This window comes from Brevundimonas sp. (genome assembly GCF_029946145.1).
Lineage (GTDB): Bacteria > Pseudomonadota > Alphaproteobacteria > Caulobacterales > Caulobacteraceae > Brevundimonas.
Genome location: NZ_JAQSDY010000006.1, coordinates 1 through 26,643, shown reverse-complemented (window position 1 = coordinate 26,643; position 26,643 = coordinate 1). Strand labels below are relative to the sequence as shown.

At 67.6% G+C, this 26,643-nt stretch carries 29 protein-coding genes and 1 tRNA gene; 5 read left to right on the top strand and 25 right to left on the bottom strand.

Features of this window, described 5'->3' with window-relative positions; translation table 11 throughout:
* Positions 1-45: 45 nt before the first annotated feature.
* Positions 46-1,662, top strand: coding sequence for an ATP-binding protein (locus tag PSV23_RS01570; protein WP_300465751.1), 1,617 nt, complete (start codon positions 46-48; stop codon positions 1,660-1,662).
* A 3-nt stretch (positions 1,663-1,665) separates the two neighbouring features.
* On the opposite strand, the gene PSV23_RS01565 is transcribed toward PSV23_RS01570, so the two are convergent.
* Together PSV23_RS01565 and aceA are read right to left on the bottom strand one after the other, a co-directional pair.
* Complete coding sequence (locus PSV23_RS01565) at positions 1,666-1,875, bottom strand: hypothetical protein (RefSeq protein ID WP_300465750.1); 210 nt, start codon at positions 1,873-1,875, stop codon at positions 1,666-1,668.
* 14 nt (positions 1,876-1,889) lie between these two features.
* Complete coding sequence (gene aceA / locus PSV23_RS01560; protein ID WP_300465749.1) at positions 1,890-3,182, bottom strand: isocitrate lyase; 1,293 nt, start codon at positions 3,180-3,182, stop codon at positions 1,890-1,892.
* 148 nt (positions 3,183-3,330) lie between these two features.
* Between aceA and PSV23_RS01555 the strand changes: the two genes are divergently transcribed.
* On the top strand, positions 3,331-4,764 hold the full coding sequence (locus PSV23_RS01555) for a short-chain fatty acyl-CoA regulator family protein (protein ID WP_300465748.1): 1,434 nt from the start codon (positions 3,331-3,333) through the stop codon (positions 4,762-4,764).
* A gap of 181 nt (positions 4,765-4,945) precedes the next feature.
* Here the strand turns inward: PSV23_RS01555 and PSV23_RS01550 are convergent, their stop codons facing one another.
* Entirely contained in the window at positions 4,946-6,352 is a 1,407-nt protein-coding gene (locus PSV23_RS01550; RefSeq protein ID WP_300465747.1) for a hypothetical protein, read from the bottom strand.
* A 122-nt stretch (positions 6,353-6,474) separates the two neighbouring features.
* Positions 6,475-7,458 (bottom strand): YafY family protein, encoded by a 984-nt coding sequence (locus PSV23_RS01545; protein WP_300465746.1) that lies wholly within the window; start codon positions 7,456-7,458, stop codon positions 6,475-6,477.
* Between the two features lie 84 nt (positions 7,459-7,542).
* Between PSV23_RS01545 and PSV23_RS01540 the strand changes: the two genes are divergently transcribed.
* Entirely contained in the window at positions 7,543-7,779 is a 237-nt protein-coding gene (locus tag PSV23_RS01540) for a hypothetical protein (RefSeq protein ID WP_300465745.1), read from the top strand.
* On the opposite strand, the gene PSV23_RS01535 is transcribed toward PSV23_RS01540, so the two are convergent.
* The 12 genes from PSV23_RS01535 to PSV23_RS01480 all read right to left on the bottom strand — a co-directional run bounded on the left by PSV23_RS01535 (position 7,780) and on the right by PSV23_RS01480 (position 16,782).
* Positions 7,780-8,205, bottom strand: coding sequence for a DUF1801 domain-containing protein (locus PSV23_RS01535; RefSeq protein WP_300465744.1), 426 nt, complete (start codon positions 8,203-8,205; stop codon positions 7,780-7,782).
* Positions 8,206-8,262: 57 nt separating this feature from the next.
* Positions 8,263-8,643 carry a hypothetical protein gene (locus tag PSV23_RS01530; protein WP_300465743.1) on the bottom strand — a complete coding sequence of 127 codons (381 nt, stop codon included), beginning with the start codon at positions 8,641-8,643 and terminating at the stop codon, positions 8,263-8,265.
* Between the two features lie 74 nt (positions 8,644-8,717).
* Positions 8,718-10,133 carry an NAD(P)(+) transhydrogenase (Re/Si-specific) subunit beta gene (locus tag PSV23_RS01525; RefSeq protein WP_300465742.1) on the bottom strand — a complete coding sequence of 472 codons (1,416 nt, stop codon included), beginning with the start codon at positions 10,131-10,133 and terminating at the stop codon, positions 8,718-8,720.
* A gap of 22 nt (positions 10,134-10,155) precedes the next feature.
* Positions 10,156-10,518: a hypothetical protein gene (locus tag PSV23_RS01520; protein WP_300465741.1), complete on the bottom strand. Its 363-nt coding sequence runs from the start codon at positions 10,516-10,518 to the stop codon at positions 10,156-10,158.
* A 25-nt stretch (positions 10,519-10,543) separates the two neighbouring features.
* Positions 10,544-10,831, bottom strand: coding sequence for a hypothetical protein (locus PSV23_RS01515; RefSeq protein WP_300465740.1), 288 nt, complete (start codon positions 10,829-10,831; stop codon positions 10,544-10,546).
* On the bottom strand, positions 10,828-11,130 hold the full coding sequence (locus PSV23_RS01510; RefSeq protein WP_300465739.1) for a hypothetical protein: 303 nt from the start codon (positions 11,128-11,130) through the stop codon (positions 10,828-10,830). The genes PSV23_RS01515 and PSV23_RS01510 overlap by 4 nt, the downstream gene beginning before the upstream one ends.
* Complete coding sequence (locus PSV23_RS01505; RefSeq protein ID WP_300465738.1) at positions 11,127-11,456, bottom strand: NAD(P) transhydrogenase subunit alpha; 330 nt, start codon at positions 11,454-11,456, stop codon at positions 11,127-11,129. The genes PSV23_RS01510 and PSV23_RS01505 overlap by 4 nt, the downstream gene beginning before the upstream one ends.
* Positions 11,457-11,458: 2 nt before the next feature.
* Positions 11,459-11,686, bottom strand: coding sequence for a hypothetical protein (locus tag PSV23_RS01500; RefSeq protein WP_300465737.1), 228 nt, complete (start codon positions 11,684-11,686; stop codon positions 11,459-11,461).
* A 7-nt stretch (positions 11,687-11,693) separates the two neighbouring features.
* Positions 11,694-12,827 carry a Re/Si-specific NAD(P)(+) transhydrogenase subunit alpha gene (locus PSV23_RS01495; RefSeq protein WP_300465736.1) on the bottom strand — a complete coding sequence of 378 codons (1,134 nt, stop codon included), beginning with the start codon at positions 12,825-12,827 and terminating at the stop codon, positions 11,694-11,696.
* Between the two features lie 239 nt (positions 12,828-13,066).
* Positions 13,067-13,318 (bottom strand): aa3-type cytochrome c oxidase subunit IV, encoded by a 252-nt coding sequence (locus tag PSV23_RS01490; protein WP_300465735.1) that lies wholly within the window; start codon positions 13,316-13,318, stop codon positions 13,067-13,069.
* Between the two features lie 92 nt (positions 13,319-13,410).
* Positions 13,411-14,754 (bottom strand): serine hydrolase, encoded by a 1,344-nt coding sequence (locus tag PSV23_RS01485; RefSeq protein WP_300465734.1) that lies wholly within the window; start codon positions 14,752-14,754, stop codon positions 13,411-13,413.
* Positions 14,755-14,979: 225 nt separating this feature from the next.
* The gene (locus PSV23_RS01480) at positions 14,980-16,782 is read right to left on the bottom strand and encodes a M3 family oligoendopeptidase (protein ID WP_300465733.1); all 1,803 of its coding nucleotides are present in this window, start codon (positions 16,780-16,782) and stop codon (positions 14,980-14,982) included.
* A 99-nt stretch (positions 16,783-16,881) separates the two neighbouring features.
* Between PSV23_RS01480 and PSV23_RS01475 the strand changes: the two genes are divergently transcribed.
* Positions 16,882-17,349 (top strand): DUF1203 domain-containing protein, encoded by a 468-nt coding sequence (locus PSV23_RS01475; protein WP_300465732.1) that lies wholly within the window; start codon positions 16,882-16,884, stop codon positions 17,347-17,349.
* Here PSV23_RS01475 and PSV23_RS01470 read toward each other — a convergent pair.
* The 4 genes from PSV23_RS01470 to rplK all read right to left on the bottom strand — a co-directional run bounded on the left by PSV23_RS01470 (position 17,346) and on the right by rplK (position 19,821).
* Positions 17,346-17,780, bottom strand: coding sequence for an NUDIX hydrolase (locus PSV23_RS01470; protein ID WP_300465731.1), 435 nt, complete (start codon positions 17,778-17,780; stop codon positions 17,346-17,348). The two genes, PSV23_RS01475 and PSV23_RS01470, sit on opposite strands and share 4 nt — an antisense overlap.
* 237 nt (positions 17,781-18,017) lie before the next feature.
* On the bottom strand, positions 18,018-18,536 hold the full coding sequence (locus PSV23_RS01465; protein ID WP_300465730.1) for a DUF2059 domain-containing protein: 519 nt from the start codon (positions 18,534-18,536) through the stop codon (positions 18,018-18,020).
* 159 nt (positions 18,537-18,695) lie between these two features.
* A complete protein-coding gene (gene rplA / locus PSV23_RS01460) occupies positions 18,696-19,385 on the bottom strand; it encodes a 50S ribosomal protein L1 (RefSeq protein WP_300465729.1) in 690 nt (229 codons plus the stop codon).
* Between the two features lie 4 nt (positions 19,386-19,389).
* Positions 19,390-19,821, bottom strand: a complete 432-nt coding sequence (gene rplK / locus PSV23_RS01455) for a 50S ribosomal protein L11 (RefSeq protein ID WP_055829960.1) — start codon at positions 19,819-19,821, stop codon at positions 19,390-19,392.
* A gap of 517 nt (positions 19,822-20,338) precedes the next feature.
* On the opposite strand from rplK, the gene PSV23_RS01450 reads away from it, so the two are divergent.
* Entirely contained in the window at positions 20,339-23,323 is a 2,985-nt protein-coding gene (locus PSV23_RS01450) for a TonB-dependent siderophore receptor (protein WP_300465728.1), read from the top strand.
* A 243-nt stretch (positions 23,324-23,566) separates the two neighbouring features.
* Here PSV23_RS01450 and nusG read toward each other — a convergent pair whose 3' ends face one another.
* From nusG to PSV23_RS01425, 5 genes are all read right to left on the bottom strand, one after another.
* On the bottom strand, positions 23,567-24,157 hold the full coding sequence (gene nusG / locus PSV23_RS01445) for a transcription termination/antitermination protein NusG (RefSeq protein ID WP_300465727.1): 591 nt from the start codon (positions 24,155-24,157) through the stop codon (positions 23,567-23,569).
* 12 nt (positions 24,158-24,169) lie between these two features.
* Positions 24,170-24,460 carry a preprotein translocase subunit SecE gene (gene secE / locus PSV23_RS01440; protein ID WP_300465726.1) on the bottom strand — a complete coding sequence of 97 codons (291 nt, stop codon included), beginning with the start codon at positions 24,458-24,460 and terminating at the stop codon, positions 24,170-24,172.
* Positions 24,461-24,524: 64 nt separating this feature from the next.
* Positions 24,525-24,600: transfer RNA gene (locus PSV23_RS01435), tRNA-Trp, on the bottom strand.
* A 112-nt stretch (positions 24,601-24,712) separates the two neighbouring features.
* The gene (locus PSV23_RS01430) at positions 24,713-26,047 is read right to left on the bottom strand and encodes a hemolysin family protein (protein WP_300465725.1); all 1,335 of its coding nucleotides are present in this window, start codon (positions 26,045-26,047) and stop codon (positions 24,713-24,715) included.
* A 94-nt stretch (positions 26,048-26,141) separates the two neighbouring features.
* Entirely contained in the window at positions 26,142-26,267 is a 126-nt protein-coding gene (locus PSV23_RS01425) for a hypothetical protein (RefSeq protein WP_300465724.1), read from the bottom strand.
* Between the last annotated feature and the right edge of the window lie 376 nt (positions 26,268-26,643).

Here is a 26,643-nt window from a genome sequence, read left to right as displayed (position 1 = left end):
CGGCGCGCCGGCGGAGGCTGTCGCATGAACGGCGTCCGGAGGTTCATGGCTGGCCTGCCGGGCGTTTCCGCCCTGGCCGGTTGGCCGCGCAGGCCACTGCGCCGCGGTCTGGCTGATTTCCGCGACGCTCTGGACGCCATGCCCGATGGCCTCGCCTTCTTTGATAGCGGCGATCGGCTCGTGTTGTGGAACCACCGCTATGCCGAAGTGAACCCCGAATTGTCTTCCAACCTCGAAGCGGGGATGACCTTCCTCGAAATCATCGAGATCGGCCTGGCCGAAGGGCTTTATGCGGACGCTATCGGTCGGGAAAACGAATGGATCTCCGAGCGTCTGGAATCCCGCAAGGCGCTATCGACCACGATGGAGCAGCGCATCGCCGGAGACCGGTGGCTGCGCGTATCCGATCGCCGCACGTCCGCGGGCGGTATCGTCACCGTCTGCACTGACATCACGGACCTGAAGAACGACGCCGCCGCCCTGGCCGAGGCCCGCGACGCCGCCCAGGCGGCCAGCAGCGCCAAGAGTCAGTTCCTGGCCAATATGAGTCACGAGATCCGCACGCCGCTGAACGGCGTCATCGGCCTGGCCCAGGCCATGGCCCGGACCGGTCTCTCGGAAGATCAGCGCGAGATGCTGGAGCTGATCCAGTCGTCCGGCCGCACCCTGCAGGTCCTGCTCAGCGACATTCTGGACCTGGCCCGCGTCGAATCCGGCCGGCTGGAACTGGCCGAGGAAACCTTCGATCTGGGCTGCGCCGTCCGCGAGGCGGCCCGTCTGTATGAAAGCGCGGCCAGCGAGAAGGGCCTGCAGTTCTTCGTCGAGATCACGCCCGGAGCCGACTGCTGGATCACCGGCGACATGGTGCGGTTGAAGCAGATCCTGACCAATCTGGTCTCCAACGCCGTAAAATTCACCAGCACCGGCTTCGTCAGCCTGACCGCCTCGCCCGGCCCCGACCGGGACGGCGCGCCGACGCTCCGGTTCTCGGTCGAGGACACAGGCATCGGCTTTGACTGCGAAACCCGCGCCCGCCTGTTCAGCCGCTTTGAGCAGGCCGACGGCGCGATCACCCGCAAGTTTGGAGGCTCGGGCCTGGGCCTCGCCATCTCGCGCCAGCTGGCCGAAATGATGGGCGGCGACCTGGATTGCGAAAGCGAGCCCGGCGGCGGCTCCGCCTTCATCCTGACCATTCCCTTCCGCGCCGCCGGCAGGCCCGTGGCCGCGGGGCTGTCGCCGAGCCGCGCGGCTGACGGCGACCAACCCGTGATCCGGGTCCTTCTGGCCGATGACCACCCGGTGAATCGCAAGGTCGTCGAACTGATCCTGGCTCAGGCTTCCGTCGAGCTGGTCTCGGTCGAGGACGGCGCCCTCGCCCTGCAGGCATGCCGCGACGGCGACTTTGACCTGATCCTCATGGATATGCAGATGCCCGTGATGGACGGCCTGACGGCGATCCGCGAGATCCGGCTGCATGAGGCGGCCATGGGCCTGGGGCGCACGCCGATCGTCATGCTGACAGCCAACGCCCTGGGCGAGCACATAACCATGGCCGAGGCGGCGGGCGCGGACCGGCATCTGGCCAAACCCTTCGACGCGGCTGAACTGCTGGAGCTCGTCGTCTCCATGCCGCGGGCGGCGGCCGCGGCTATCGCCGCCTGACCCCTATTCGTAGCCGTGCGCGGCTTCGTTGATGACCTGCGAGGGCATGGACGAAAAGTCGACGCTGACCGGCTGGGCCGCCTTGGCCCGGAAGGTCTTGATGACGTGCTCCAGCCGGCGGCGCACCTCGCGCTCCGCCTCGGTCCCGGTGTCCAGGTTCAGCGGGGCGAGGCAGCAGTCGATGATGGCCGTGGGGTTGTCCAGGGGTTGCATGGTCTCTCTCCTGCTTACTCGGCCGCCACGAACTGGGCGGTCTCGGTGGAATCCTTCAGCGCCGTCGTCGACGACTGGCCGTTGGAGATGACGGTGGCGACCTGATCGAAATAGCCGGTGCCGACCTCGCGCTGGTGACGGGTCGCGGTGTAGCCGGCGGCCTCGTTGGCGAACTCGCGCTGCTGCAGCTCGGAATAGGCGGCCATGCCCCGGTCGCGATAGCCGTCGGCCAGCTCGAACATCGAGTTGTTCAGGCTGTGGAAGCCGGCCAGGGTCACGAACTGGAATTTGTAGCCCATGGCCCCCAGCTCGCGCTGGAATTTGGCGATGGTGGCATCGTCCAGCCTGGCCTTCCAGTTGAACGACGGCGAGCAGTTGTAGGCCATCAGCTTGCCGGGATGTTCCTTGTGCACGGCCTCGGCGAAGCGGCGGGCGTCGTCCAGATCGGGATGGGAGGTCTCCCACCACAGGACGTCGGCGTATTTGGCGTAGGACAGGCCGCGGGCGATGCAGTGGTCAAGACCCGTGCCTTCCTTGAGGCGGAAGAAGCCTTCGGGCGTGCGGTTGTCGCGGTCGATGAAGGGCCGGTCGCGCTCGTCCACGTCCGAGGTGATCAGCTGGGCCGACTCGGCGTCGGTGCGGGCCACGGTCAGGGTCGGCGTGCCCATGACGTCTGCGGCCAGACGCGCGGCGATCAGGTTGCGCTCATGCGCCTGGGTCGGGATCAGCACCTTGCCGCCCAGGTGGCCGCACTTCTTCTCGGAGGCCAACTGGTCCTCGAAGTGAACACCGGCCGCGCCGGCCTCGATGAAGGCCTTCATGATTTCGAAGCTGTTCAGAGGCCCGCCGAATCCGGCCTCGGCGTCGGCGACGATGGGGGCGAACCAGTCGCGTTTGGCCCCCTCCCCTGGCTTGGCCTCGGCATGCTCGATCTGGTCGGCCCGCTGCAGGGTGCGGTTGATGCGGCGGCACAGTTCGGGCGCGGCATTGGCCGGGTACAGGGACTGGTCGGGATACATGGCCCCGGCCGTGTTGGCGTCGGCGGCGACCTGCCAGCCCGACAGATAGATGGCCTTGAGGCCCGCGCGCACCATCTGCATGGCCTGGTTGCCGGTCACGGCGCCCAGGGCGTTCACGAACGGCTCGTCGTGCAGCAGTTCCCACAGCCGGTTGGCGCCGCGCGCGGCCAGCGTATGCGTGATCGGCACCGAGCCGCGCAGACGCAGCACGTCCTCCGGCGAATACGGGCGTTCGATGCCGTCGAAGCGGCCGTAGGGCGAGGGAACGAGGTCAGCAAAGGTGGTCATGGTCTGTGCTCGGTTCGGGCCTGTGCGGCGGGTATGCCCAACCAGAACACGAGGAAGTCACGATTGACACAGACAAGCCGCCGACATTTTAGTCATATAGTCACAATATGACACTTGCTGTTAAGTCATTTTGTGACCTAATCGAACCATGGACGCCGCCGCCGATCGCAAACTGTTCCTCGGAGGCCGCCTCAAGCGGCTGCGGCGCGACCTCGCCCTGACCCAGACCGCCATGGCCGCCGACCTCGGCGTCTCCCCCAGCTACCTCAATCATATCGAGCGCAACCAGCGGCCCGTCTCGGCGCAACTGTTGCTGCGCCTGGCCGACACCTATGACGTGGACCTGCGCACCCTCGGCCAGTCCGGCGGCCCGGCGTCGGAAGCCGAACTGACCGAGGCCTTCGCCGATCCGGTCTTCCAGGGCCTGTCGGTGCCGCGTCACGAGATCGTCCAGCTGGCCGAAGACCAGCCCGCCGCCGCCGACGCCCTGCTGCGCCTGTACCGCGCCTTCGCCGATCGCCGCACCCGCGACCGGGCCGAAGCCGACGCCCTCGGCGGCCGCGGCGACGACAGTCCCGCCGACTGGGTGCGCGAATACGTCCAGGCCCGACGCAACCATTTCCCCGATCTGGACACGCTGGGCGAGGCCCTGTCGGACACCATGGAGGCCGAGACTCCCGGCGAGACCTTCGAGACCCGCGCCCGCGCCCGGCTTCTGGCGCGCCACGGCCTGACCGTCCGCACCCTGCCCGCCGAGGTCATGGTCGAATGGACCCGCCGCTATGATCCGCACCGCAAACGGCTGCTGCTGTCCGAAACCCTGGGCGGCTCCTCCCGCGCCTTCGCGGTCGCCTACCAGCTGGCCCTCGCCGAACATGACGCCGACCTGACCGCGCTCGCGGACGCGGCGGCGGCGCCGGACGAACCGACCCGCCGCCTTCTGAAGGTCTCCCTGACCAACACCCTCGCCGCCGCGATCCTGATGCCCTACGTCGCCTTCCAGCGCGCGGCGGAGGAGACCGCCTATGACATGACGCGGCTTCAGGCCCGGTTCGGCGTCGGCTTCGAACAGGCCGCCCACCGCCTGACCACCCTGTCGCGGCCCACCGCGCGAGGCGTGCCCTTCTTCCTGATGCGGGTCGATCAGGCCGGCAACATCTCCAAACGCTTCGCCTCGGGCGCCTTCCCATTCTCCCGGTTCGGCGGCGCCTGTCCGCGCTGGCGGCTGCACAGCGCCTTCCGCACGCCCGGCAAGATCGTCACCCAGATCGTCGAGACGCCCGATGGCGGCCGCTGGTTCACCCTGGCCCGCACCGTGGACCGTCAGGGGCATGACGCCTTCACCGAGGGCCACGACCTCGCCATCGGCCTGGGCTGCGAGCTGAAACACGCCCATCGCCTGATCCATGCACGCGGCCTCGATCTGGCGGCGCCCGAGGTCACCCCGATCGGCCCGGCCTGCCGCCTGTGCCATCGCCACCCCTGCGCCGAACGCGCCGCCCCCCCGGTCGACCGCTCATTGACGGTCGATGACTGGTCGAAGTCGGTCAGTCCCTACCCGTTCGCGGGGCCGACCGACTGACGTTGAACCCGATGCGGTTTCAGGGGTTTCGACCGCTCGGTTGATCAGGGCCCGTCGTGAATCTCGTATCGTTTGTCCGGAAGCACTGGCTTCTGGTTTTCGTCGTCATCGAACTTGTCACCGCCGCGGCGCTGGCCGGCTGGCTCCTGGCCGGCCTCGCCCTTCGGACCGGCTGAAGCCGTCAATCAAGCCGGATATTTCCCGCCTCGCGCCGATAGCCGACGCCCGTGCGGTCGAACAGACCGGCGATGACCGTCGCCGGATCGGCGACGCCGCTGTCCAGCAGGGTCTCCATATCCGCCCGCAGGGAAGCGTCGCCCGACACCCGGGTCAGCTCCGTCAGCCATTCCTCCCGCGTCAGCACCCCGTCCTCGCGATTGGCGTCGATCAGCGGCTTGAGGAAGGCGAACCAGTCGCCGCCCGTCGCCCGCCGCTGCACGCCCTCCGCCGTCATCGCGAACACGGCTCCGCAGGCGTAGAGCGCGCGATGCTCGCCGCGCCCGGCGGCCTCGGCCACGGGCTCGTCGGCCAGACGGGCGCAGTCATCGACCTCCTTCTGCAGTTCGGCGCGGGCGTCATAGTCTGGATCGACCGCCTTCAGGGCCCGGACCGCCATCAGATCGGCGCCCCCCTCCATGATCCAGGCGTCCCGCGCGCGTTCATAGCGGACGATCTGACCCAGCCAGAAGTGCGCGCTCTCATGGCCGATGAACCAGCGCGCCGTGGCCAGGACTCCGGCGGTGGGCTGAAGCACGCCGCTCCCCTCGAACCGCGCGACGATCAGGCCCGGCATGACGCTGCCGCCCATCGACGTTTTCCCGGCGGTCGGACCGGCCCAGCTGACCATCACCATCGGCCGGTCAGTCTGGCCCGCGCCCAGCCGGCTGGCGTAATGGTCGGCCACACGGGGCGCGAAATCCTGGATGGCGCTGCCGATCCATTCAGGCAGCCGGGGGTCCACGACCGTGACCAGCCGCTCATTCCCGCTCATTTCCGCCGCGCCGAACAGCACATAGGTGTCGGCGTCCGCCGCGACGGCCTGCGCCACCCGCTCGCCCCGGAACAGCACCGGGCCGGCGCGGTCGCGCCACGTCACCGTCGCGGGATCGGCCTCCAGCGGATAGTCGTTCAGATCCTCTGGAACCGCCTCGGCCGCCGCCACCGACGGCAGCGGAAAAACGTCGAACTGCCCGCTGGGCATGGCCACCGATCCGTCGGTGAAGGCGAGGACGCCAGAGTCGGCCTCGAGGTCCTCCGATTTCGGCGTGAAGCCTATGCTGACGCGGCGCGGCACCGGTCCGCCGTCGAGGGCGCGCAGGATGTCCCGGTTTCCGGCCCGCTCCAGCACCACGCCGGGCGTGACGACCCGCCACTGCTCCGGCCGCCACGGCCTGCGCGAGTCCTGGATCAGCGCCGACCGGAAGAAGGCCCAGACCGGCGCGTCCCGATCCAGTTCGTAATCCGCCGTCCAGGCGTCGCCGTCGCGGGTGACCGCCACGGCAGGACGGGAGGGCGTCTCCTGCGCGACCGCTGGAACGCCTGTTCCAAACGCCAGCAGGGCCAGAATCGTCAGTATCGTGGCGCGCATGTCGGCTCCCCCCATCCGGACTCCGGCATAAGGCCGGGCGGAGGCTCCCGTCAGCTTAAGCTTTGGTCAGACTCGGGACATTTCCCGGACCCGGGAACGGCCCGAAGACCCCGCCGGCCCGCTCAACTCGGTTCGAGAGCGCGCCGCGCGGCCTCCAGTTCGCCCTTCATCACCGCCCTGAGCCTCACCGGCGCGACGATCTCGACCTGATCGCCCCAGCTGAACAGGTGCCAGGCCAGTTCGCGCATGCCCGAGGCCCGGAAGCGCACGATCACGCCGCCGTCGGCCTGATCCTCCAGCGTCTGGGTCGGATGCCAGCGCCACGCGCGCGCCTCGGCCGCGCCGGCGGGGGTCACGCGCAGCACCACATCCTCGATCTCGTCCTGATAGATGCCGAACGACTGGCTGGCGAAGGCCTGCAGGTCGAAGTCGGCGGGCGGCGAGGCGACGCCGTCCTCGGCCCGGACCGCGCTCATCCGGTCGAGGCGGAAGGTCTGGATGCGCCCGCTCTCGCGGTCGGCGGCGACCAGATAGTTGGCCCGCCCGAACATCACCCCGCACGGCGCGACGATGCGCCGGCGCGCCTCGGCCCCCGGGCGGCTGTAGATGAAGCCCAGCGGCTGGCCGGCCAGGATGGCGTGACGGATCCGGGTCAGCACCGTCTCGTCCGCCGAGGGCCGGGGACCGGCCTGCACCGCGATGGTCTCGGCCCGCACCAGCGCTTCCAGATCGGGGGCCAGCCGGTTCAGGGTCGTCGACCGCATCGCCGACTTCAGCTTGCGCTCAAGCCCCTCCAGCGCCGCCGCGCGGCCCGGTTCTCCGGTCGCGCGCAGGCCCTGGGCCGCCTTGCTCAGCTCGACCAGCTCCTCGGTCGTCGGGGCCTGTTCGAAGGCGGACAGGCCGCCGCGGATGCGCCAGCGCTTGCCCGGTGGGTCCGACACCTCTTCCGCCTGGGGGAACAGGACCAGCACGGCGTCGCGCAGCCGCTCGGCCGTGCGCCGTCCGACGCCGGCTTCCTGCGCCATCTCGTCCAGCGTCAGGCCCTCGGCGCTGGCCGCCATGCGCCGGGCCAGTTCGATCAACACGGCCGCCTTGTCCATTCTCATGGAATCAAAATCGCATACGACCGTTTTTGACGCAACGCTGGTTCAAGGTCGTTTCAACAGAGACCCCCGACCCGGAGACATCCCATGGCCCGCGCCTTCGCCCCCCACGCTTCCGTCGCCGCCTCCCGCTACCTGATCGTCCCCTGCGATGCCGAGGGCTGCGGCGGTCTGGCCGTCATCTGGGACCGGCTGGAAGAGCAGGTGATCGACGTCATCGACGCCAGCGCCAGCGCCAGCGCCCGCTACGCCGATGAGGACGCCCTGTGGGACGAAGCCCGCCCCGCCTTCGCCCCGGCCGAAGACTTCCGCATGGCGGCCTGATCAGCCTTCGGGGTAGCGCTCGCGCATCTCGACCAGCGAGGCGGCGGCAAGGTCGCGCAGCACGCCCAGGTCGATCTGGTCCAGCCGATTGATGTACAGGCAGGCCACGCTGGTCTTCACCTTGCCCAGCCGGCCGATGAACGCGTCCCACCCCGAGAACCCCGGCAGGATGTAGACCACGGTCTGCGCCTTGCGCGGCGAAAACCCCAGCCGGGGCGCGTCCCCCTCGTGCCCGCTGGCGTAGCGGTAGTGGTAGCGCCCGAAGCCGATGATCGACGGCCCCCACATCTTCGAGGGCTCTCCGCTGATCTCCTCGAACAGGGCGCACAGGGTTTCGGCGTCGGCGCGGCGCGTCGGGTTCTCGACGCTGGCGATGAAGTCGGCGACGGAGACTTCGGTGGGTTTGGTTTTGGCTTCATAGGCCATGGTCCGGTCCTCCCATCCCGCTAGGGCGCCGATAAATCCGACCTCCGTGGCGATCGTTCACCGCGCCGTTAATTGCGCCCGACGCCAGCCGCCGTTCGCAAAGATGACCCGCGCTCCCGGTCCTTCTCCATACCAAGGCACGTTCGGCAAACGCCCGGTCCAGCCGGTGCCCGAGAATTCATATTCGGTGTTCGCCTTCAACGGAACAGGCCCTGCGCTCGTCGGGATGCCGCCCGGAGCACGTCCATAGGTGACGGACGTCACTTTTGCGCATTCGGTCTCTAGGTCGCCGATCTCCCAGACCGGACTGCGCGGAGCGGGCGCGTCGGATTCGTAGACGTAAAGCCGGCCGAGACAAACGCGCTCCGGCCTGTCCCCACCGTGTTTGGAAAAGGTGATGACCGGGCTTTCGAGGGAGCCCGCGATGGCGATCTCCATTGTCGTGGAACATGACCCGACGCCGAGGCACAATATGACGACCCCGCCCGCTGCCATGATGCGGCGCAGGACAATCACAGCGCCTTCACGATCCCCTCGACCATCTTCTTGGCGTCGGCGAACAGCATCATGGTGTTGTCGCGGAAGAACAGTTCGTTCTCGACCCCCGCATAGCCCGCCGCCATGCCGCGCTTGATGAACAGCACCGTGCCGGCCTTCTCCACGTCCAGCACCGGCATGCCGTAGATCGGGCTCTGGGGATCGGTCTTGGCGGCCGGGTTGGTGACGTCGTTGGCGCCGATGACGAAGGCCACGTCGCACGAGCTGAACTCCGAGTTGATGTCCTCCAGCTCGAACACCTCGTCATAGGGCACATTGGCCTCGGCCAGCAGCACGTTCATGTGGCCGGGCATGCGGCCGGCGACGGGGTGGATGGCGTATTTCACCTCGACCCCCTCGGCCTTCAGCTTGTCGGCCATTTCGCGCAGGGCGTGCTGGGCCTGGGCCACGGCCATGCCGTAGCCGGGCACGATGATGACCTTCGAGGCGTTTTTCATGATGAAGGCCGCGTCGTCCGCGCTGCCCTGTTTGACCGGCCGGGTCTCGACCGCGCCGGCCGGGCCGGTCGCCGCGTCGCCGCCGAAGCCGCCCAGGATCACCGAGATGAAGCTGCGGTTCATGGCCTTGCACATGATGTAGCTCAGGATCGCCCCCGAGCTGCCGACCAGCGCCCCGGTGATGATCAGGGCGATGTTCTCCAGCGTGAAGCCCAGCGCCGCCGCGGCCCAGCCGGAATAGGAGTTGAGCATCGACACCACCACCGGCATGTCGGCCCCGCCGATGGGGATGATCAGGGTCGCGCCGAGGATCAGGGCCAGCAGGAAGACTCCCCAGAAGGCCCAGGTCGCCGTCCCCCCCGAACCGATCATGACTCCGATCAGAAGCACGAGGCCCAGGGCCAGGCCGATGTTGATCAGGTGCCGCGCCGGCAGCAGGATCGGCGCCCCCGACATGCGTCCGTCCAGCTTGGCGAAGGCGATGACCGAGCCGGTGAAGGTGATGGCCCCGATGGCCACGCCCAGCGCCAGTTCGATGATCGACTGGATCTTGATCCCGCCCGCCCCGTCGGCGATGCCGAAGCTCTCGGGCGCATAGACCGCCCCCACCGCGACCAGACAGGCCGCCATGCCGACCAGGCTGTGGAAGGCCGCCACCAGCTGGGGCATCTGCGTCATCTGCACCCGGGCGGCGATCAGCGCCCCCGCCCCGCCGCCGACGATCACCCCGCCCGCGATCAGGCCCAGGGTCAGCGGATCCAGCGTCCCCGTGCTCCACAGCGTCAGCAGCGTCACCCCGACCGCCAGCGCCATGCCGATCATGCCGAATGTATTGCCCTGCCGGCTCGTCTCCGGGCTGGACAGGCCGCGCAGGCTGAGAATGAACAGGACGCCGGAGACCAGATAGGCCAGGGCCGCCAAGGATGCGTTCATGCCGTGTCCCCGAATCTCGACATCAGAAAAATCCCACCGCGGCAGGCCGGGCCGGGTCGCTCGTGACCGCGACCTGCGACTGGCCGTTCTTGATCATGGCGATCGCCACCGCGCCGCGGCCGCCGGTCTTGGTCACGGTGCAGCTGCCGTTGTCGGACGGCAACCGACCACCCTCGGAGCCGCGCCCGGTCTGGGCGATCCGGTTGGCCCAGGCCTCCCTGTTGTAGGCGGAGGCCTCATACACGACCGGCCGGAAGCGGCAGACCAACGACCAGCTCGCGCCCTGCGGCGCCGCGACATGCCAGGGCAGACCGCTCTCCAGGTTGGCGCCCACATTGGTCTGGGCGTCCGCCGCCGTGGCCGCCAGCGCGGCCAGCATCACCATCGCCCCGATCCGCCCCGATCGCATCTCAGCGCCCTCCCGGCGGACAGGCCGTCCGCGCCAGCCGCCACAGGGCGGCGGTGATGAACAGCGGGGCCACGAACACCATGGCCCAGTCCCAGACGCTCATCGGCTTGTCCTGGGCCACGATGCGCAGCAGCACCGAGGCGAACAGCAGCACCACGCCGCAGTCGAGAAAGCGCAGCTTGCGGATGGCGTCCGTCTCCCGCAGCCAGCTCCACAGCCACAGCCCGGCCCCGATCGCCGTGGCGACCCAGGACGCGCCGACCGCGAACTGATGGGCGTCCAGCGTCATCCCTGACGGCTCCGGAACCGGGGGAAAAGGGTGCGGGATCGCAGGGCCAAAACGAACTGCGTCGCGAACGCAGCGACGAGGATCAGCATCAGGCCGAACCCGAGCCAGTCGCCCTGCCGCTGGTTGTCCCACGCCTGCCACGCCCACGTCAGGATGACGACGGGATAGAAGATCAGAATCAGGCCGAGCTCGACACGTCGCCGCAACCCGTCGCTCATCCGCCCGCTCAGCAGAACGAAGGCGAGGACCATCAGTAGCGCCGCCGGCACGAGGGCCGTGAAAAGAATGGCCAGGGTCACGACTGCGCCGCCTCAACAGGCTTGGGCCGTTCCTTCTTCTTGTACATCGCCAGCATCCGCCGCGTGACCATGAAGCCGCCGAAGATGTTGACGCTGGCCAGGGTCACGGCCGCGACACCGGCCCCCTTGGCGATCCAGCCGCCGTCGGCGCTGGCGGCGGCCGCCGCGATCAGCCCGCCGACCACGATCACCGAGGAAATGGCGTTGGTCACCGCCATCAGCGGCGTGTGCAGGGCCGGCGTGACGCTCCAGACGACATAGTAGCCGACGAAGATCGCCAGCACGAAGATAGCCAGGCGGAAGACGGTGGGATCGACGTGTTCCATATCTAGGCTTTCCGTTCCAGCCGCTCGTCGATGGACGCCAGCAGCCAGAGTCCGCCGCCCGCGACGATCGTTGGGATGATGCTATCAAACATCCGGTCCAGCATCGCGCCGAAGGCCTCCGCCGACGCAGGTGCTCCTCGGGTCATGAATACAATCGCCATTGCAGCCACGCCCCACGCTGGAGCTGCCACGACGAGAAACAATCCCAAGCCTTTCAAAAAGCGCCGCATCATCCCCTCACCCCCTCACCCCCTCATGCACCATGGCCCCGCCGTGCGTCACCGCCGCCGCCTTGAGGATCTCGTCCTCCAGGTCCAGGGCCAGCGCCCCGTCCCTGATCATCAGCCCGACGAAGGCGACGAGGTTCTTCGCATAGAGGGCCGAGGCGTCCGCCGCGATCCGGCCCGGCAGGTTCGTGTGGCCGACGATCTGCACCCCGTTGGCCGTGGTCACCACCTCGCCGGCCTTCGCCCCCTCGACATTGCCGCCCGCCTCGACCGCCAGATCGATCAGCACCGAGCCCGGCTTCATCGTCGCCACCTGCGCCGCGGTGACCAGCACCGGCGCGGCGCGGCCCGGGATCAGGGCCGTGGTGATGACGATGTCCTGCTTCTTGATGTGTTCGCCGGTCAGCTCGGCCTGTTTGGCCTGATATTCGGGCGACATCGGCTTGGCGTAGCCGCCGGCCGTCTGCGCGTTCCTGAACTCCTCGTCCTCGACGGCGAGGAATTTGGCCCCCAGCGATTCCACCTGCTCCTTGGTCGCCGGCCGCACGTCGGTGGCGGTGACCACGGCTCCCAGCCGCCGCGCCGTGGCGATGGCCTGCAGACCCGCCACGCCCACGCCCATGACGAAGACCTTGGCCGGCGCGACCGTGCCCGCCGCCGTCATCATCATCGGAAAACCCTTGCCATAGGCGTACGCCGCCTCGATCACTGCCCGGTATCCGGCCAGATTGGCCTGGGACGACAGGGCGTCCATCACCTGGGCCCGCGAGATGCGCGGCACGAACTCCATGGCGAAGGCTGTGGCGCCGGCCTGGGCCAGGGCCGTCACCGTCTCCTTGTCGCGGTATGCGTCCAGCAGGGCCACGACGATGGCGCCCGGTTTCAGAGCGCTGGTCTCCTGCGCCGTCGGCCCGCGCACCTTCAGCACGATGTCGGCCCCCGACAGCACCGCCTTGGTGTCCGGCGCGACGGTCGCGCCTGCCGCGACATAGTCCGCGTCAGGAAGGGACGAGCCCGTCCCGGTCCCGGCCTCGACCGTCACGGTCGCGCCCATGGCGATCAGCTTCCTGACCGTGTCCGGAGTGACGGCGCAGCGCGTCTCGCCATCTCGGCGTTCGCGGGTCACGGCGATGGCGACAGCCAAGCGAATCCCTCCGTCTCTCTCGACGGACGACGTTAGGCTGATCGGAGAGGTTGCGTCAAAAGGGGAGCACGTCCCTTCTCCCCTTGCGGGAGAAGGTGGCAGCCGAAGGCTGACGGATGAGGGGTCACGCCGACGGTCGGGCGCTCGTACAAGTCGTCCAATGAGGTTATCGCCTCAGCGACCCCTCATCCGACCCGCTTCGCGGGCCACCTTCTCCCGCAAGGGGAGAAGGGCGGTTTTCAGTGCCCGGTCTTGCCGGACTTCAGGGCGAAATAGCCGATCGCCAGCATCGCCACGAAGGTGATCGCGCCGCCGATGAAGCTGCCGCCCGGCTGGAACCAGATCACCAGGAAGGCCAGCAGGGCCGCGAGCCACAGCGAACCCCATTTGGCCATGCCGATGAAGGCGATGAAGGTCGACGACTGTTCGCTGATCTCCTGGGAGCCGCGAACATAGGCGTCGTGGGAATCGGCGTGGTGCGGGTCGGCCATGTCAGTGTCCGGGAATCTGGAACGTCGGTTGCCGCCCTTATAGCGAGGCCTGCGGGCGGCTCAAGCGGCGGGCGACAATTCGCGCGGCTTGATCAATCGAGCGCGGCCAGGACGTCGCGGGTGAACGGAATGAACTGGAACGGCTTTCCGGCCGGATCCTCGCCGCGCCTCACGATCACGATGTTGCGGCTCGGAACGACAATCACATACTGGCCGCGGTTGCCGTTGGCCGAGATGGCGTCGGCGGGAATGCCCTCCGACTTGTTGAAAAGCCAGAAGGTCGCGCCGTATCCCTGCTCGCCGTTCGGCTGGGGACCCGAAGGGCGCGAGACATGGTCGCGCCAGCCCTCGGGCAGGATGCGCTCGCCGTCGACGACGCCGTCATTCAGATACAGCCGCCCGAACCGCGCCAGATCACGGGCCGTCGACCAGACCTGGCTGGACAGCATGTAGTTGCCGCGCCAGTCCGTCTCGGCCCAGGTGTCGTACATGCCCAGCCGTGCGAACAGCTCGGCCGGCGGGTGGTCGGCGAAGGTCGGCGCGATGGCGAGGACGGCCAGCAGAATGTCGTTGTTGGCGTAACGGAACCGCGTCCCGGGAGTGGTGATCAGCGGCCAGCTCGTGGCCTGCTCGTCGATCCCCACCCCGCCGAAATACAGGGCGTCCGTGCGGTTGCCCGCCGTGTCGCTGGTCAGGCCCGAGCCCATGCGCATCAGCTGGTCCAGGGTGATGGCCGCGCGCGGATCGCCCGGCCGGCTCCAGTCGGCGATGGCGGCGGGGGCGTTCACATCCGCTTCGCCGCGCTGGACCGCCGCGCCGATGATCGTCCCGGCGAGGCTCTTGCCGACCGACCATGTGCGCTGGGGCGTGTCGACGCCGAAGTCCGCGCCGTATTCCTCCGCGACCACGCGGTCCGCCTGCAGCACCAGCACCGCCGTGGTGTTGGCGCCCTCGCCGTAGCGGCCCTCGAAAGCGCCTTCGACGGCTTCGTTCAGCAGGGCGGCGTTTCCCCGGGGGTCGGCGACGACGAAGGGCTCGTTCACCCGCACGCCCGGCAGGACTGTCCCGGGACTCTCGCCCGTCCAGCCGACCGGCAGAATTGCGCAGCCCCGACCCGGCGAGAACACGGCCACCCGGGGCGGCATGGCCTCGTCCCACGGCACGGACACCTGCCGCTCGCCGACCTCGACCGGCATCCCGCGAACCAGCGGGTCCAGCTCGGGATAGATGCCCGTCAGCTCATTGGCCTCGATGCTCTCGAGCGTCCGGGCGCCGCCCGCCGCCTCGGCGTTCTTCAACGCGCTGCACACGGTCAGGGCCTTGTATCCCGCCGCCATGGCGCGAACGCCGGCGGATGGGGCCGCAGGCTGGGTCTGGGCGAAGGCGGCGAACGGCGAGGCGGCGATCAGGGCCGCGGCGAGGATCAGGGTGCGCATGAGCCGACGCTCGCCCGGGGTCATCGGCGCGTCAATGGCTCACGATCAGCACCGAGGAAATCCACGTTGATCCGTCACCCTCGGGCCTGTCCCGAGGGCCCATTCACCGGCCCGCAAGGCAGGTGAAGCCTCGCGCGCTCCGACCATCGCTGCTCACCGAATGTCGCGTCCGCCGAACGATGGGTCCTCGGGACAAGCCCGAGGATGGCGGAGATATCTGTGGTTTCAGGCCACCGCCTCGAATTGGTCGATCAACCCCTCGAGCCGTTTCGTGCCGATGGTCCAGAACGCCGGGTCGCGCGGGTTCAGGCCGAACGGAGCCAGCGCCTCGACATAACCCCGCGAACCCCCGGCCGCCAGCAGCTCGCGATACAGCGGCGTGAAGCCGGCGGGGTCCTTGGCCCGCGTCTCCATCAGCGCCGCCACCAGCAGGTCGCCGAAGGCGTAGGCATAGACATAGAAGGGCGAGTGGACGAAGTGGCTGACATAGCTCCACCAATGTTCATAGCCGGCGTTCAGGGTCACCGCCGGGCCCAGCGAGGCCCCCATCTCCTCCATCCAGATTTCGCCGATCCGCTCGACGGGGACCTCGCCGGCCGCGCGCTCATCGTGGAACCGCGTCTCGAACCGGTGGAAGGCGATCTGGCGCACCACGGTGTTCAGCCCGTCCTCGATCCGCCCGGCCAGCAGGCCGCGCTGCTCGGCCCGGGGCGCGGTCTTCAGAAGGCGGTCGAACGTCAGCCCCTCGGCGAAGATCGACGCCGTCTCGGCCAGGGTCAGCGGCGTATCGGCCAGCAAACTCCCCTGCCCCGCCGCCAGCGTCTGGTGCACGCCGTGTCCCAGCTCATGCGCCAGGGTCAGCACGTCGCGCCGCTCGCCCATCCAGTTCAGGAACACATAGGGGTGCCGGTCCGACGTCACCGGGTGGGCATAGGCGCCCGATTGTTTCCCCGCCCGGGCCTTGCCGTCGATCCACGGCCTGTCGAAGAAGCCGCCGGCCCGGTCCGCGAACTCGGGACCCAGGTCGGCGAAACTCTCCAGCACCAATTCCTTGCCCGCGGCCCAGTCATACCCGCGCGGCGGCGTCGTCTCGATCGGCGCGTTGCGGTCCCACTGATCCAGCGTCGCCTTGCCCATGGCCCTGGCCTTAAGGGCGTAATAGCGGTGCGACAGTCTGGGATAGGCGGCCGCCACGGCCTCGGCCATGGCGTCGACCGCTTCGCCGTCGACCTCGTTTGACAGGTGCCGTCCGTCGGCGGGCCGCCTGAAGCCCCGCCATCTGTCCTCCAGCGCCTTGTCGGCCGCCACCGTGTTGATCACCATCGCCATGGTCGCGGTCCGCTGGCCCAGCGCCGCGTTCAGGCCCTCCGCCGCCGACTTGCGCCGGGCGGCCTTCGGATCGGACAGGCGGTTCAGCGCCTCCGCCAGCGTCAGCTCGTCCTTGCCCGCCTTGACCTTCATCGCCGCCAGCGTCTCGTCGAACAGGCGCGGCCACTGGGCGCTGATCGGCCCGCGCTCGGCCAGGAAGGTCTCCAGCTCCTGCGACAGCTCGTGCGGCTTCATGGCCCGCACCCGGCGCAGCCACGGGCGCCAGCGCGCGCCGGCCGGATGCGCGGTCAGGGCGGTCTCGATCTCGGCCTCCTCCAGCTGGTTGACCTCGAGCGTGACCCAGACCGTCGGCGTGGCGATGGCCGTCATCTTCTCGCGCACCGTGGCCTCGAAGCCGGTCGCGGCCGCGTCATTGCGGCTGGTCGAGGCGGCCATGAAGGCATAGGCCCCCAGTCCGCCCAGGACGTCAGACGCCTGTTCGTACAGGGTCACGGCCCGGTCCAGCCTCTGACCCAGCGTCGCCGCATCGGCCCGCGCCCCGACCAGCTGGCCCTGCAGGGCGTTCAGTTCGGCCACCATCCCCCTCGCCCGTTCCAGATCGGCGTCGATGCGGGCGTCCTCGCGGGACGCGTACAGGTCGGACAGGTCCCACAGGGGGGCGTCCAGCGGATCGGAGGAGGTCTTGAAGGGAGCGTTCATGCCCTCCGTTGTGGGGATTCGGCGCTGCGCGCGCAACGTCCGAAAGCCGCCAGACGCCTGATCGGTCGCGCCCCATACCCGGGCCAAAGGAGATCCCGCATGAGCTTTCGCATCCTGCCCCTGCCCCTCGCGCTGTTTCAGCCGCTCTTCGCTCTGGACGACCCCGCGCTGAGGGCGATCGGCGCGCGCCGCATGGTCGCCGATGAACCCCACAGCGCGCCGTGCCGCGTCAGCCTGACCGACGCTGACCCTGGCGATCGCCTGATCCTGCTGACCCACCGCCACCTTGACGACCCCACCAGCCCCTACCGCTCGGAAGGCCCGGTCTTCGTCCGCGAAACGGCGGTCGAGGCAGCGCCCGATCCCGGGATCGTGCCGGACATGCTGTCCCGGCGCCTGCTGTCCGTTCGCGTCTATGATGCGGACTGGATGATGACCGACGCCGATGTGGTCGAGGGCCGCGATCTGGCGGTGCGGCTGGATCAATGGTTCGAGGACGAAGCCGTCGCGCGCGTCCACCTCCACACCGCCCGCCGGGGCTGCTTCATGGCCGCCGCCGCGCGCTAGCCGTTGAAGGCGGCGATCAGGGCCTTCAGGTCGGGCTCGTCGACCCGGCGCACGGCCTCGTCCCGGCTGACCCAGATCCGCTCGCGCTGCGCGCGTTCATGCCAGTCGTCATGCTGGACGTGAACCTCCAGAGCGTAGACGGCGACCACGCACCAGCGCGGCGCCCGGCGCTTCAGGATCTTCAGATAGCGGAACGTTCCCAACGGCTCCCCGGTCGTGACGCCCTCGACGCCCGCTTCCTCCAGCGCCTCCAGGGCGGCGGCCTCGGCGTCGGTCTTGCCGGGCATCCGTCCGCCCTTGGGCGTCACCCAGCGCCGGGTCTCGCGCGAGGTGACCAGCAGGATCTCGATCCCGGACCCGACCCTTCGCCACGGCAGGGCCGCGACCTGACGCCGCTCGGTCGTCCGGGTCCGGACCATGTCGCCTGTCATCAGATCGGCGCTTCGGCGCACCTGGTCAGGGTCGCGACGAGCGCGTCGAACAGCCGGAAGGCGCTGTCTTCCTTCAGTGGCCGCGTCTGGCGCCAGTCCGACATTGACGAATCTCCCGCGGAACCCCTGTGCGGTCAGTCCCGCGTCCGCGCCAGCAGGTCAACCCGTCAGTCAACGGATGAAACGGCGGCATGAACCGCTCTCCGCCGCTGCATTCAGCCTCGCGGGTCGTCCGGGTCAGGGCTTGTCGTTCGATGACGGCGGCGTATCCGCGCCCGCCCCCTGCATCGCCGCCCGCATTTCATCCGCGTCGCAGCCGAAACGCGCGCAAATCCGGGTGGCCATCTTGTCGAACAGCTGGGGCATGACGGACATCATGGCGGCATTGGCCTCCGGCATGCTGGTGATGCTCTTCCGGGCGATCGAGCGCCCCATCTCGGTATCAAAAAAGGTCACCAGCGCCGACAGTTCCTCCTCAGTGAACGTGCGGGCGTAGATCGGGACAAGGCGATCCAGCATTTGAGGCAGAAGGTCGATGGTCAGCTCGGTCGCCAGGTCGACCAGGAACGCACGGTCCTCGGCCGGAACCTCGCGCATGGACGGATCGTCGTTCGCCTCGCCCACGATCGCACTCCGGATCGCCTCCTCCATCTGATCGCTCTGGGTCAGTTCGATATAGCGCCGGCTAAGATGCATCTGCCGGGCGGACGGCTGGTCCGCGCCCGGGGCCGGCGGCGTCGGCTTGACCTGCGCCATCGCGCCTGACGCCAACGTCAGGCCAGAGAAAAAGACCGCCCAGAACCGCATGACAACCCCCGTTTGCACGTCAATATCGCGGCCGGGTCGCCGTCGCGCAAACAAAAAGGGCGGCAGACCCTGCGGTCGCCGCCCTTCCAGTTGCAGTTCAAGGACCGGTCAGGCGTTCAGCGAGGCCGGATCGATCTTGAAGCCCGGTCCCATGGTCGAGGACAGGGTGATGCGCTTGACGTAGGTGCCCTTGGCGCCCGACGGACGGGCGCGTTGCAGGGCGTCGACATAGGCCTTCACGTTGGCTTCGAGGGCTTCCTGGGTGAAGGAGGCCTTGCCGATGCCGCCGTGGGCGATGCCGGCCTTCTCGACGCGGAACTCGACCGCGCCGCCCTTGGCGTCCTTGACCGCTTGCGCGACGTTCGGGGTCACGGTGCCGACCTTGGGGTTGGGCATCAGGCCGCGGGGGCCCAGCACCTTACCCAGACGACCGACCAGGGCCATCATGTCCGGGGACGCGATGACGCGGTCGAAGTCCATGAAGCCGCCGTTGATCTTCTCGTACAGATCCTCGGCGCCCACGATGTCGGCGCCGGCGGCCAGGGCCTCGGCGGCCTTCGCGTCCTTCGCGAACACAGCCACCCGGACGTCACGACCCGTGCCCGAGGGCAGGTTCACGACGCCGCGGACCTGCTGGTCGGCGTGACGCGGATCGACGCCCAGGTTGACGGCGATCTCGATGGACTCGTCGAACTTGGCGGTGGCGTTGGATTTGACGGCGGCGATCGCCTCGGCGAAGTCCATCGGGGCGACGGTGTCGCCGGTCCGGGCCTTGGTGCGCTTGGTTTGCTTGGCCATGTGCTTAGCCCTCCACGACGTTGAGGCCCATGGCGCGAGCCGAGCCTTCGATGATCTTGGTCGCGGCGTCCAGGTCGTTCGCGTTCAGATCCTTCATCTTCTTTTCGGCGATCTCGCGCAGCTGGCTGCGCTTGATCTTGCCGGCCACTTCGCGGCCGGTCATCTTCGAGCCCGAGGTAATCCCGGCGGCCTGCTTGATATAGTGGGTCGCGGGCGGGGTCTTGGTGACGAAGGTGAAGCTCTTGTCCTGGTAGACCGTGATCACGGTCGGCAGGGGGGTGCCCTTCACTTCCTTCTCGGTGCGCGCGTTGAACTCCTTGACGAAGCCCATGATGTTCACGCCGCGTTGACCCAGTGCGGGCCCGATCGGGGGCGAAGGCGTGGCGTTGCCGGCCGGCACCTGCAATTTGATGTAGCCGAGAATCTTCTTGGCCATTGGTCTCTCCTTACGGTGGCCCTGAACTCAATCAGGGCCGGTGAGCCGTGGTCGTGGCATGGCTGCCTCCCACGGATTTATCCCCCACGCGGACGTGGAAGGAGGCGCGCGTTTAGCAAACCGCGACCTCCAAGGCAAACCGCTTCTTTGCCCGGGCCCGTCGGCGGCCCCGGTGAGAGAGATCGGGAACCCGGAGCGGCGATATCGAACCGCCTGGATCACGCCCGAACGGGCGGTGAACAAGGCGGGGCTTCTGTTGTTACAGAGTAGTTACGCCATTGTGTCGAAGTAATTGCATATAGAAACATCTGAAGTACAATAACTTTCAGTGATTATTTGGTAACACGGCGTCCGGCAATTTTCCATTTCTGCCATATTTGAATTGTGGTTCTTCTTTGTTGGGGTCTAGCGTCGCGTCGCTATTGCCAATCCGCTTCTTTTTACCATTACCAGGCGGATCACGGCCCCCGATTCTCACTTTCGGGGCGTCCGGCACCCATCAATCGGAGGGCTAACCTTGAGAACGCAAAAAACCCGTCAGCGCTTGCTGGCGACGACCATCATCACCGGGGCCGCGATGCTCGCATTCGCCGTACCTGCCATGGCGCAGGACGCGCCGGAGCCGCAGGACGAGTCGCAGCTCGACGAGGTCGTCGTCACCGGCTCGCGCATCCCCCAGGCCAACCTGGTCACCACCAGCCCCGTCAGCCAGGTGACCGGCCAGGACGTCGACGCCGCCGGCGTGACCCGGGTCGAGGATCTGATCTCGCAACTGCCCCAGGCCTTCGCCGCCCAGAACGCGACCGCGTCGAACGGCGCCACCGGCACGGCCACGGTTTCGCTGCGCAACCTCGGCTCGACGCGCACCCTGGTCCTGATCGACGGTCGCCGGATGGGCTACGGCTCGCCGGCCGATCCCTCGGCCGACCTCAACCAGGTTCCGGAACAACTGATCGAGCGGGTCGAAGTGCTGACCGGCGGCGCCTCCGCCGTCTATGGTTCGGATGCCCTGGCGGGCGTCGTGAACTTCATCATGAAGAAGAGCTTCGAGGGCGTTCAGCTGGACGCCCAGTACGCCTTCTACCAGCACAACAACGACTATGACGGCATCGGCAATCTGCGCGCGGAAATTGCTCGTCGCGGCGCGACCAACCCGGCCCAGTTCGCCCTGCCAGACGACAATGTGTCGGACGGTGAGAGCCGCTCGATCAACCTGACCCTCGGCACATCCTCTGCTGACGGCAAGGGCAACCTGATGGCTTACGCCGGCTATCGCAACAACAACGCGATCCTGCAACGCGACCGCGACTACTCGGCTTGCGCGCTCGGGCAGCCGAACACCGCTACGGGTCCGACGACCTATTCGTGCGGTGGTTCGGGCACCTCGTTCCCCGGCCAGTTCACGACGGACTTCACAGCCGCGAACACCTTCACCCTCGGCGCTGGCCGAACCTTCGTGCCATACAATACCAACATCAACGCCTACAACTTCGGCCCGATCAACTTCTACCAGCGTCCTGACGAGCGCTATACGATGGGCGCCCTGGGCAGCTATCAGGTCAACGACCACGCCGAGGTGTTCGCCCAGCTGATGTTCTCTGACTATCAGTCGGTCGCGCAGATCGCGCCGTCCGGAAGCTTCTTCAGCACCTCCGACATCAACTGCGACAGCCCCCTCCTGTCGGCCCAGCAGGCCGGCTTGATCGGCTGTACGCCGGCTGACGTCCTCGCCGGCAACCGCGTGCCGCTCTACATCGGTCGCCGGAACGTCGAAGGCGGTGGTCGTCAGGACAACCTGAACTATGAATCCTACCGCGGCGTCGTCGGCGTCCGCGGCGAGATCAAGGCGGGCTGGAACTATGACATCGCGGCGCAATTCTCGCGCGTCCGCCTGCAACGCGCCTATCAGAACGATTTCTCCGTGACCCGTCTGACCCGCGCCCTTGATGTCGTCAGCGTGGGTGGTACGCCGACCTGTCGGTCCGTCGTCAACGGCACCGATCCCAACTGCGTGCCCTATGACGTCTTCACTTCCGGTGGCGTGACGGCAGCGGCGCTCGACTACCTGCAAATTCCGCTCGTCGCGACGGGCGAGACGACCCAGCAGGTCGTGACCGCCGCCGTCACTGGCGACACGGGCTGGACCCTGCCGACAGCTTCGCGCACGATCCAGATCGCCTTCGGCGCCGAATATCGTCGTGACTACCTGGGCTCCATCACGGATCTCGCCTTCCAGACGGGCGACGGCGCCGGTCAAGGCGGCCCGACGATCGGGATCAACGGTGACACGGACGTCGCGGAGGTGTTCGGCGAGTTCCAGATTCCGCTGGCCGACGATCAGCCGTGGGCTTATTCGGCCTCGATCGACGGCGCCTATCGCCGGTCGGAGTACGAGAACTTCGGCACCAACACCTACAAGATCGGCGCCGACTACGCCCCGATTGAAGACATCCGCTTCCGCGCCAGCATCTCGCGCGCGGTTCGCGCCCCGAACGTGATCGACATGTTCGCAGCCCAGGGCGCGGGTCTGTTCAGCGCCGACCGCGATCCTTGCGACGCCACAACCGGCGCGGTCGCCGCCAACTGCATCGGCGCCAACCCGTGGCAGGTCACCTCCGCTCAATCGACCGGCGGCGGCCTGAACAATGTCGCCGGACAGTACAACATGCGGAGCAGCGGTACCCCCACTCTCCGTCCGGAGGCGTCTGACACCACGACGTTCGGCGTCGTGCTCACTCCCGGATTCCTGCCCGGGTTCAACCTCTCGATCGACTATTTCGATATCCAGATCGAAGACTTCATCCAGCCGTTCGGTGGTCTGACCACCCTGGACGGTTGCTACATCAGCAACGACGCGGCGGCGTGCGCCCGCATTCAGCGGAGCTCCAACGGCTCTCTGTTCGTGGGCACCGGGTTTGTGGACAATCCGAACACCAACATCGGCGGCCTCAGCACGGCGGGCGTGGACGTCAACGCCAACTATCGCGCTGACCTCGAAGACTTCGGGGTGTCCGGCTACGGCTCACTGGGGCTGAGCTTCGTCGGCACCTGGCTGTCGAGCCTCGAGGTGGACAACGGCGGCATTGCGCCGAACTCGGTGTACGATTGCGCCGGGTTCTTCGCCAACCAGTGCAACACGCCGAACCCCGAATGGCGTCATCGCGCCAGGGCGACGTGGATTACGCCGTGGAAGATCGATGTCGCGGCGACCTGGCGCTACTTCGCCGAGGTCGAGCTCGCCGTGCTCAGCAAGACGGACAGTTCGTTGAACAACGGCGGAACGCGTATGGACCGCTTCTTCGACGCCGAAAACTACCTCGACCTCGCCGCGACCTGGCAGGTGATGGACACAGTCACGCTCCGTGCCGGCGTCAACAACATCCTCGACAACGACCCGCAAATCACCACCAGCGCGGGCGACGACGGTAACGGGAACACCTTCCCGCAGATGTATGATGCGATGGGCCGGTACTTCTTCTTCGGCGTCACGGCCAACTTCTAGGGCCTGACGTCAGAGACAAACGGGGGCGGAGGATCTGATCCTCCGCCCCTTTTTGTTGCGATGAAGCGGAACCACGGCAGGCCGCCCGATCAGGAAGCCGGCGGCCTCGCGGAGCCTGTGCCACTCATAGAGCGACGACATCGTCCCCAGGGGCCCGGGGCCGAAGCCAGAAACGGAAATGGGCGGAAGATCTCGCGATCCTCCGCCCTTTTTTCTTGCCTGCCCTGACGAAAAGTCCGGGCTTCAGCCCGCGCTCTTCTCGACCTGATTGTATTCCAGATCGACCGGGGTCGGACGGCCGAAGATGGACACCGCGACCCGCAGGCGCGCCGCGTCCTCGTCGACGCTCTCGACCTGGCCGTCGAAGCTGGCGAACGGACCGTCGATGACCTTGACCGTCTCGCCGATGTCGAATCGGATGGTGGGCTTCGGACGTTCGACGCCCTCCTCCACCTGGCCGATGATGTTCTGGACCTCACGCTCCGATACCGGCAGCGGCTTGGTGCCGCCCGCGGCGCCCAGGAAGCCCGTGACCTTGGGCGTGTTCTTGACCAGGTGATAGGCGTCGTCGGTCATCTCCATCTTCACCAGCACATAGCCGGGGAAGAATTTGCGCTCCGAGTTGACCTTGCGGCCGCGGCGGATCTCGACGACGTCCTCGGTCGGCACCAGGATTTCCGAGAAACAGTCCTCAAGCCCCTGCTGGCGCGCCTGGTCCGTCAGGTGCTGGGCGACCTTCTTCTCGAAATTCGAATAGGCGTGGACGATGTACCACTTGTGCCGGGGATTGGCGGCGGGCTTGCCAGAGTTCGGGGCGGAGGCTGCGTCGGTCATGAGGGGTCTTTCTTACTGGCCGATCGCGAGCACGAAGCGCGATACGAAAGCCAGGCCGGTGTCGACGACGAAGAAGAAGATCGCGGCGATCAAAACCATGATCAGCACCATCACCGAGGTGATCCACGTTTCCTTGCGGCTGGGCCACACGATCTTGCGCCCTTCGGCGCGGACCTGGCTGGCGAACTGCGGGATCGAGGTCCGTTTCTTCGGCGCGACGGCGTCAGTCGCCACGGCCGCGCCGGCGATGGCGGGCTGAACGGTCTGGGTACGGCGCCCCGAAGGGCTCTTGGCCTTGGCCATGCTCGGTTCTCGTTTTCAACGCAGTCTGACGATGCAGATGGGGACCCGCACCGTCAGTGAAAAGTGGCAGGAGTGGAGGGACTCGAACCCACGACCCTCGGTTTTGGAGACCGATGCTCTACCAGCTGAGCTACACTCCTGTGGTCCCGGTGGAAACTACAACGCGCCAGAGGGTGTCCCCCCGGGCGCGTTCGGCCTCCCCAGACCGCGCCGTATGCCCGACCACGCCGGGGTTTTCAAGCACGGATACGGTCAGTCGTCGTACTGCGCCGCCACCGCCCGTGCCTCGTCCTGGGCGTTGATCACCTGCTTGAACAGCAGCTTGTCGATGCGACGGTCGTCCATGTCGATGATCTCGACCTCGAACCGGCCCAGCTGCAGGATTTCGCCCTCGTGGGGCACGCGCGACAGCTGGTGCAGCACCAGGCCCGCGATGGTGTGGAAACCCTCCGCCTCGCCGAAATCCTCGCCCAGGGCGTCGGCCAGTTCGTCGATGTCGGTCTGGCCGTCGACCAGCCAGCTGCCGTCCTCGCGCTGGCGCACATTGACCTCGGCGTCGTCGTGACCCTCGTCGAAATCGCCGGCGATCATCTCCAGCAGGTCCGTGGCCGTCACCACCCCCTCGAAGGCCCCGAATTCGTCCACCAGAAAGGCCATGTGAACCCTGGAGGCCTTCATGATCTCCAGCGCCTTCAGCACCGAGGTCGACTGCGGGATGAAGGCCGGCGTCTGTACATGGCGTTCGACGTTGAACTCGCCGTTGTCCAGCAGGCTGTCCAGCAGGTCTTTCTTGTGGACCACGCCCAGCGGGTTATCGACGTCATTCTCGCGCGCCACCACGATGCGCGAATAGGGGCAGGTGCGGATCTCTGTACGCAAGGTCTCTTCCGAGTCGTCCAGCGCGATCCAGAACACTTCGTGGCGTGGCGTCATCGCCACCCGGATCGGCCGGTCGCCCAGACGCAGGATCTCCTCGATCATGGTCTGTTCCTCGGGCTCGATCAGGCCGGCCGAGGTGCCCTCCGCGATCATCGTCTCGACCTCTTCCTGGGTCACGTCAGAACCGTCCCGGTCCTTGACGCCCATGACCTTCAGGATGGCCGACGTGGAGGCCGTCAGAACGACCACGAACGGCTTCAGCACCACGGATACGAGTGAGATCGGCGCCGCCATCTTGGCGGCGATGGTTTCGGGGAAGATCAGCGCCAGTCGTTTGGGCACCAGCTCTCCCACGATCACCGACACATAGGTGATGAAGATGATCACCAGCACCGTCGAGAAGACTTCCGTATAGGCCGCCAGCCCCGGGAAGGCCGCCTCGAGGATATGGTTGAGCTCGCCCGCGATGGCCGCCTGACCGTAGGCGCCGGCGGCGATGCCGATCAGGGTGATCCCCACCTGGACGGCCGACAGGAAATGGGTCGGGTCCTCGGCCAGCTTCAGCGCGACGCGGGCGCCCTTGTCGCCCCGCTCGGCGCGGCTCTGCAGCTTGGATCTGCGCGAGGATACGACCGCCAGCTCGGTCATGGCGAACAGGCCGTTGAGCACCACGAGGAGCAGAACGACAACGATGGCGATGGCTAACATCTAGGGGGAGCGGACCGACGCGGCGCTACCGTCGGCGTCCGCGGAACCGATGATAGGGGGAATTCTCCCCCGCCGCCACGGTTTCCTTGCGGGATCAGCGGGTCCGACCGGCCTCGACCGACCCGTAGGGGCCCCGCGCGCCGTCGTCGGGCATGGCCGCACAGGCCGACATGCCCAGGAAGGTGCCGATGAACAGGCCGATACGGATCGCGCGTCGCATGGTTACTGAATTCCTAACGTCCGGAATGCGAACGTAGGGACCCGGACGCGGTTCCGCGCAAGTGCGGACGCCTGCGAGGAGAGAGATACGGTAAACGCAGCCGCGCCTCCCCCGCCTCCGGTCGCAAAACAAGACGGCCCCCGGATTGCTCCGGGGGCCGTCTGAATCTTTTCTCCCTCCCCTTTATGGGGAGGGACGCCGAGCCGCAGGCGAAGCCGGGTGGGGAAGTATCGCCTCGGACGCGATCGCGCCCGCTTCAAACTTCCCCACCCGGATCGCTTCGCGATCGTCCCTCCCCACTTCGGGGGAGGGAGAAGGCCATTACTCGGTGATCTTGCTGACCACGCCGGCGCCGACGGTGCGGCCGCCTTCGCGG

Coding starts and splice junctions, on each gene's coding strand:
- PSV23_RS01515 (WP_300465740.1), bottom strand. CDS start 10,831: ATGACGCTGGACGCCCATCAGTTCGCGGTCGGCGCGTCCTGGGTCGCC.
- PSV23_RS01525 (WP_300465742.1), bottom strand. CDS start 10,133: ATGAACGCATCCTTGGCGGCCCTGGCCTATCTGGTCTCCGGCGTCCTG.
- PSV23_RS01470 (WP_300465731.1), bottom strand. CDS start 17,780: ATGACAGGCGACATGGTCCGGACCCGGACGACCGAGCGGCGTCAGGTC.
- PSV23_RS01430 (WP_300465725.1), bottom strand. CDS start 26,047: ATGTTAGCCATCGCCATCGTTGTCGTTCTGCTCCTCGTGGTGCTCAAC.
- secE (WP_300465726.1), bottom strand. CDS start 24,460: ATGGCCAAGGCCAAGAGCCCTTCGGGGCGCCGTACCCAGACCGTTCAG.
- aceA (WP_300465749.1), bottom strand. CDS start 3,182: ATGACCACCTTTGCTGACCTCGTTCCCTCGCCCTACGGCCGCTTCGAC.
- PSV23_RS01535 (WP_300465744.1), bottom strand. CDS start 8,205: ATGGCCTATGAAGCCAAAACCAAACCCACCGAAGTCTCCGTCGCCGAC.
- PSV23_RS01465 (WP_300465730.1), bottom strand. CDS start 18,536: ATGGCGCAGGTCAAGCCGACGCCGCCGGCCCCGGGCGCGGACCAGCCG.
- PSV23_RS01530 (WP_300465743.1), bottom strand. CDS start 8,643: ATGGAGATCGCCATCGCGGGCTCCCTCGAAAGCCCGGTCATCACCTTT.
- rplK (WP_055829960.1), bottom strand. CDS start 19,821: ATGGCCAAGAAGATTCTCGGCTACATCAAATTGCAGGTGCCGGCCGGC.
- PSV23_RS01485 (WP_300465734.1), bottom strand. CDS start 14,754: ATGCGCACCCTGATCCTCGCCGCGGCCCTGATCGCCGCCTCGCCGTTC.
- PSV23_RS01480 (WP_300465733.1), bottom strand. CDS start 16,782: ATGAACGCTCCCTTCAAGACCTCCTCCGATCCGCTGGACGCCCCCCTG.
- PSV23_RS01565 (WP_300465750.1), bottom strand. CDS start 1,875: ATGCAACCCCTGGACAACCCCACGGCCATCATCGACTGCTGCCTCGCC.
- PSV23_RS01520 (WP_300465741.1), bottom strand. CDS start 10,518: ATGGTGATGCTGGCCGCGCTGGCGGCCACGGCGGCGGACGCCCAGACC.
- PSV23_RS01545 (WP_300465746.1), bottom strand. CDS start 7,458: ATGAGAATGGACAAGGCGGCCGTGTTGATCGAACTGGCCCGGCGCATG.
- PSV23_RS01500 (WP_300465737.1), bottom strand. CDS start 11,686: ATGCGGCGCTTTTTGAAAGGCTTGGGATTGTTTCTCGTCGTGGCAGCT.
- PSV23_RS01505 (WP_300465738.1), bottom strand. CDS start 11,456: ATGGAACACGTCGATCCCACCGTCTTCCGCCTGGCTATCTTCGTGCTG.
- PSV23_RS01475 (WP_300465732.1), top strand. CDS start 16,882: ATGAGCTTTCGCATCCTGCCCCTGCCCCTCGCGCTGTTTCAGCCGCTC.
- rplA (WP_300465729.1), bottom strand. CDS start 19,385: ATGGCCAAGCAAACCAAGCGCACCAAGGCCCGGACCGGCGACACCGTC.
- PSV23_RS01555 (WP_300465748.1), top strand. CDS start 3,331: ATGGACGCCGCCGCCGATCGCAAACTGTTCCTCGGAGGCCGCCTCAAG.
- PSV23_RS01425 (WP_300465724.1), bottom strand. CDS start 26,267: ATGCGACGCGCGATCCGTATCGGCCTGTTCATCGGCACCTTCCTGGGC.
- PSV23_RS01550 (WP_300465747.1), bottom strand. CDS start 6,352: ATGCGCGCCACGATACTGACGATTCTGGCCCTGCTGGCGTTTGGAACA.
- PSV23_RS01570 (WP_300465751.1), top strand. CDS start 46: ATGGCTGGCCTGCCGGGCGTTTCCGCCCTGGCCGGTTGGCCGCGCAGG.
- nusG (WP_300465727.1), bottom strand. CDS start 24,157: ATGACCGACGCAGCCTCCGCCCCGAACTCTGGCAAGCCCGCCGCCAAT.
- PSV23_RS01540 (WP_300465745.1), top strand. CDS start 7,543: ATGGCCCGCGCCTTCGCCCCCCACGCTTCCGTCGCCGCCTCCCGCTAC.
- PSV23_RS01490 (WP_300465735.1), bottom strand. CDS start 13,318: ATGGCCGACCCGCACCACGCCGATTCCCACGACGCCTATGTTCGCGGC.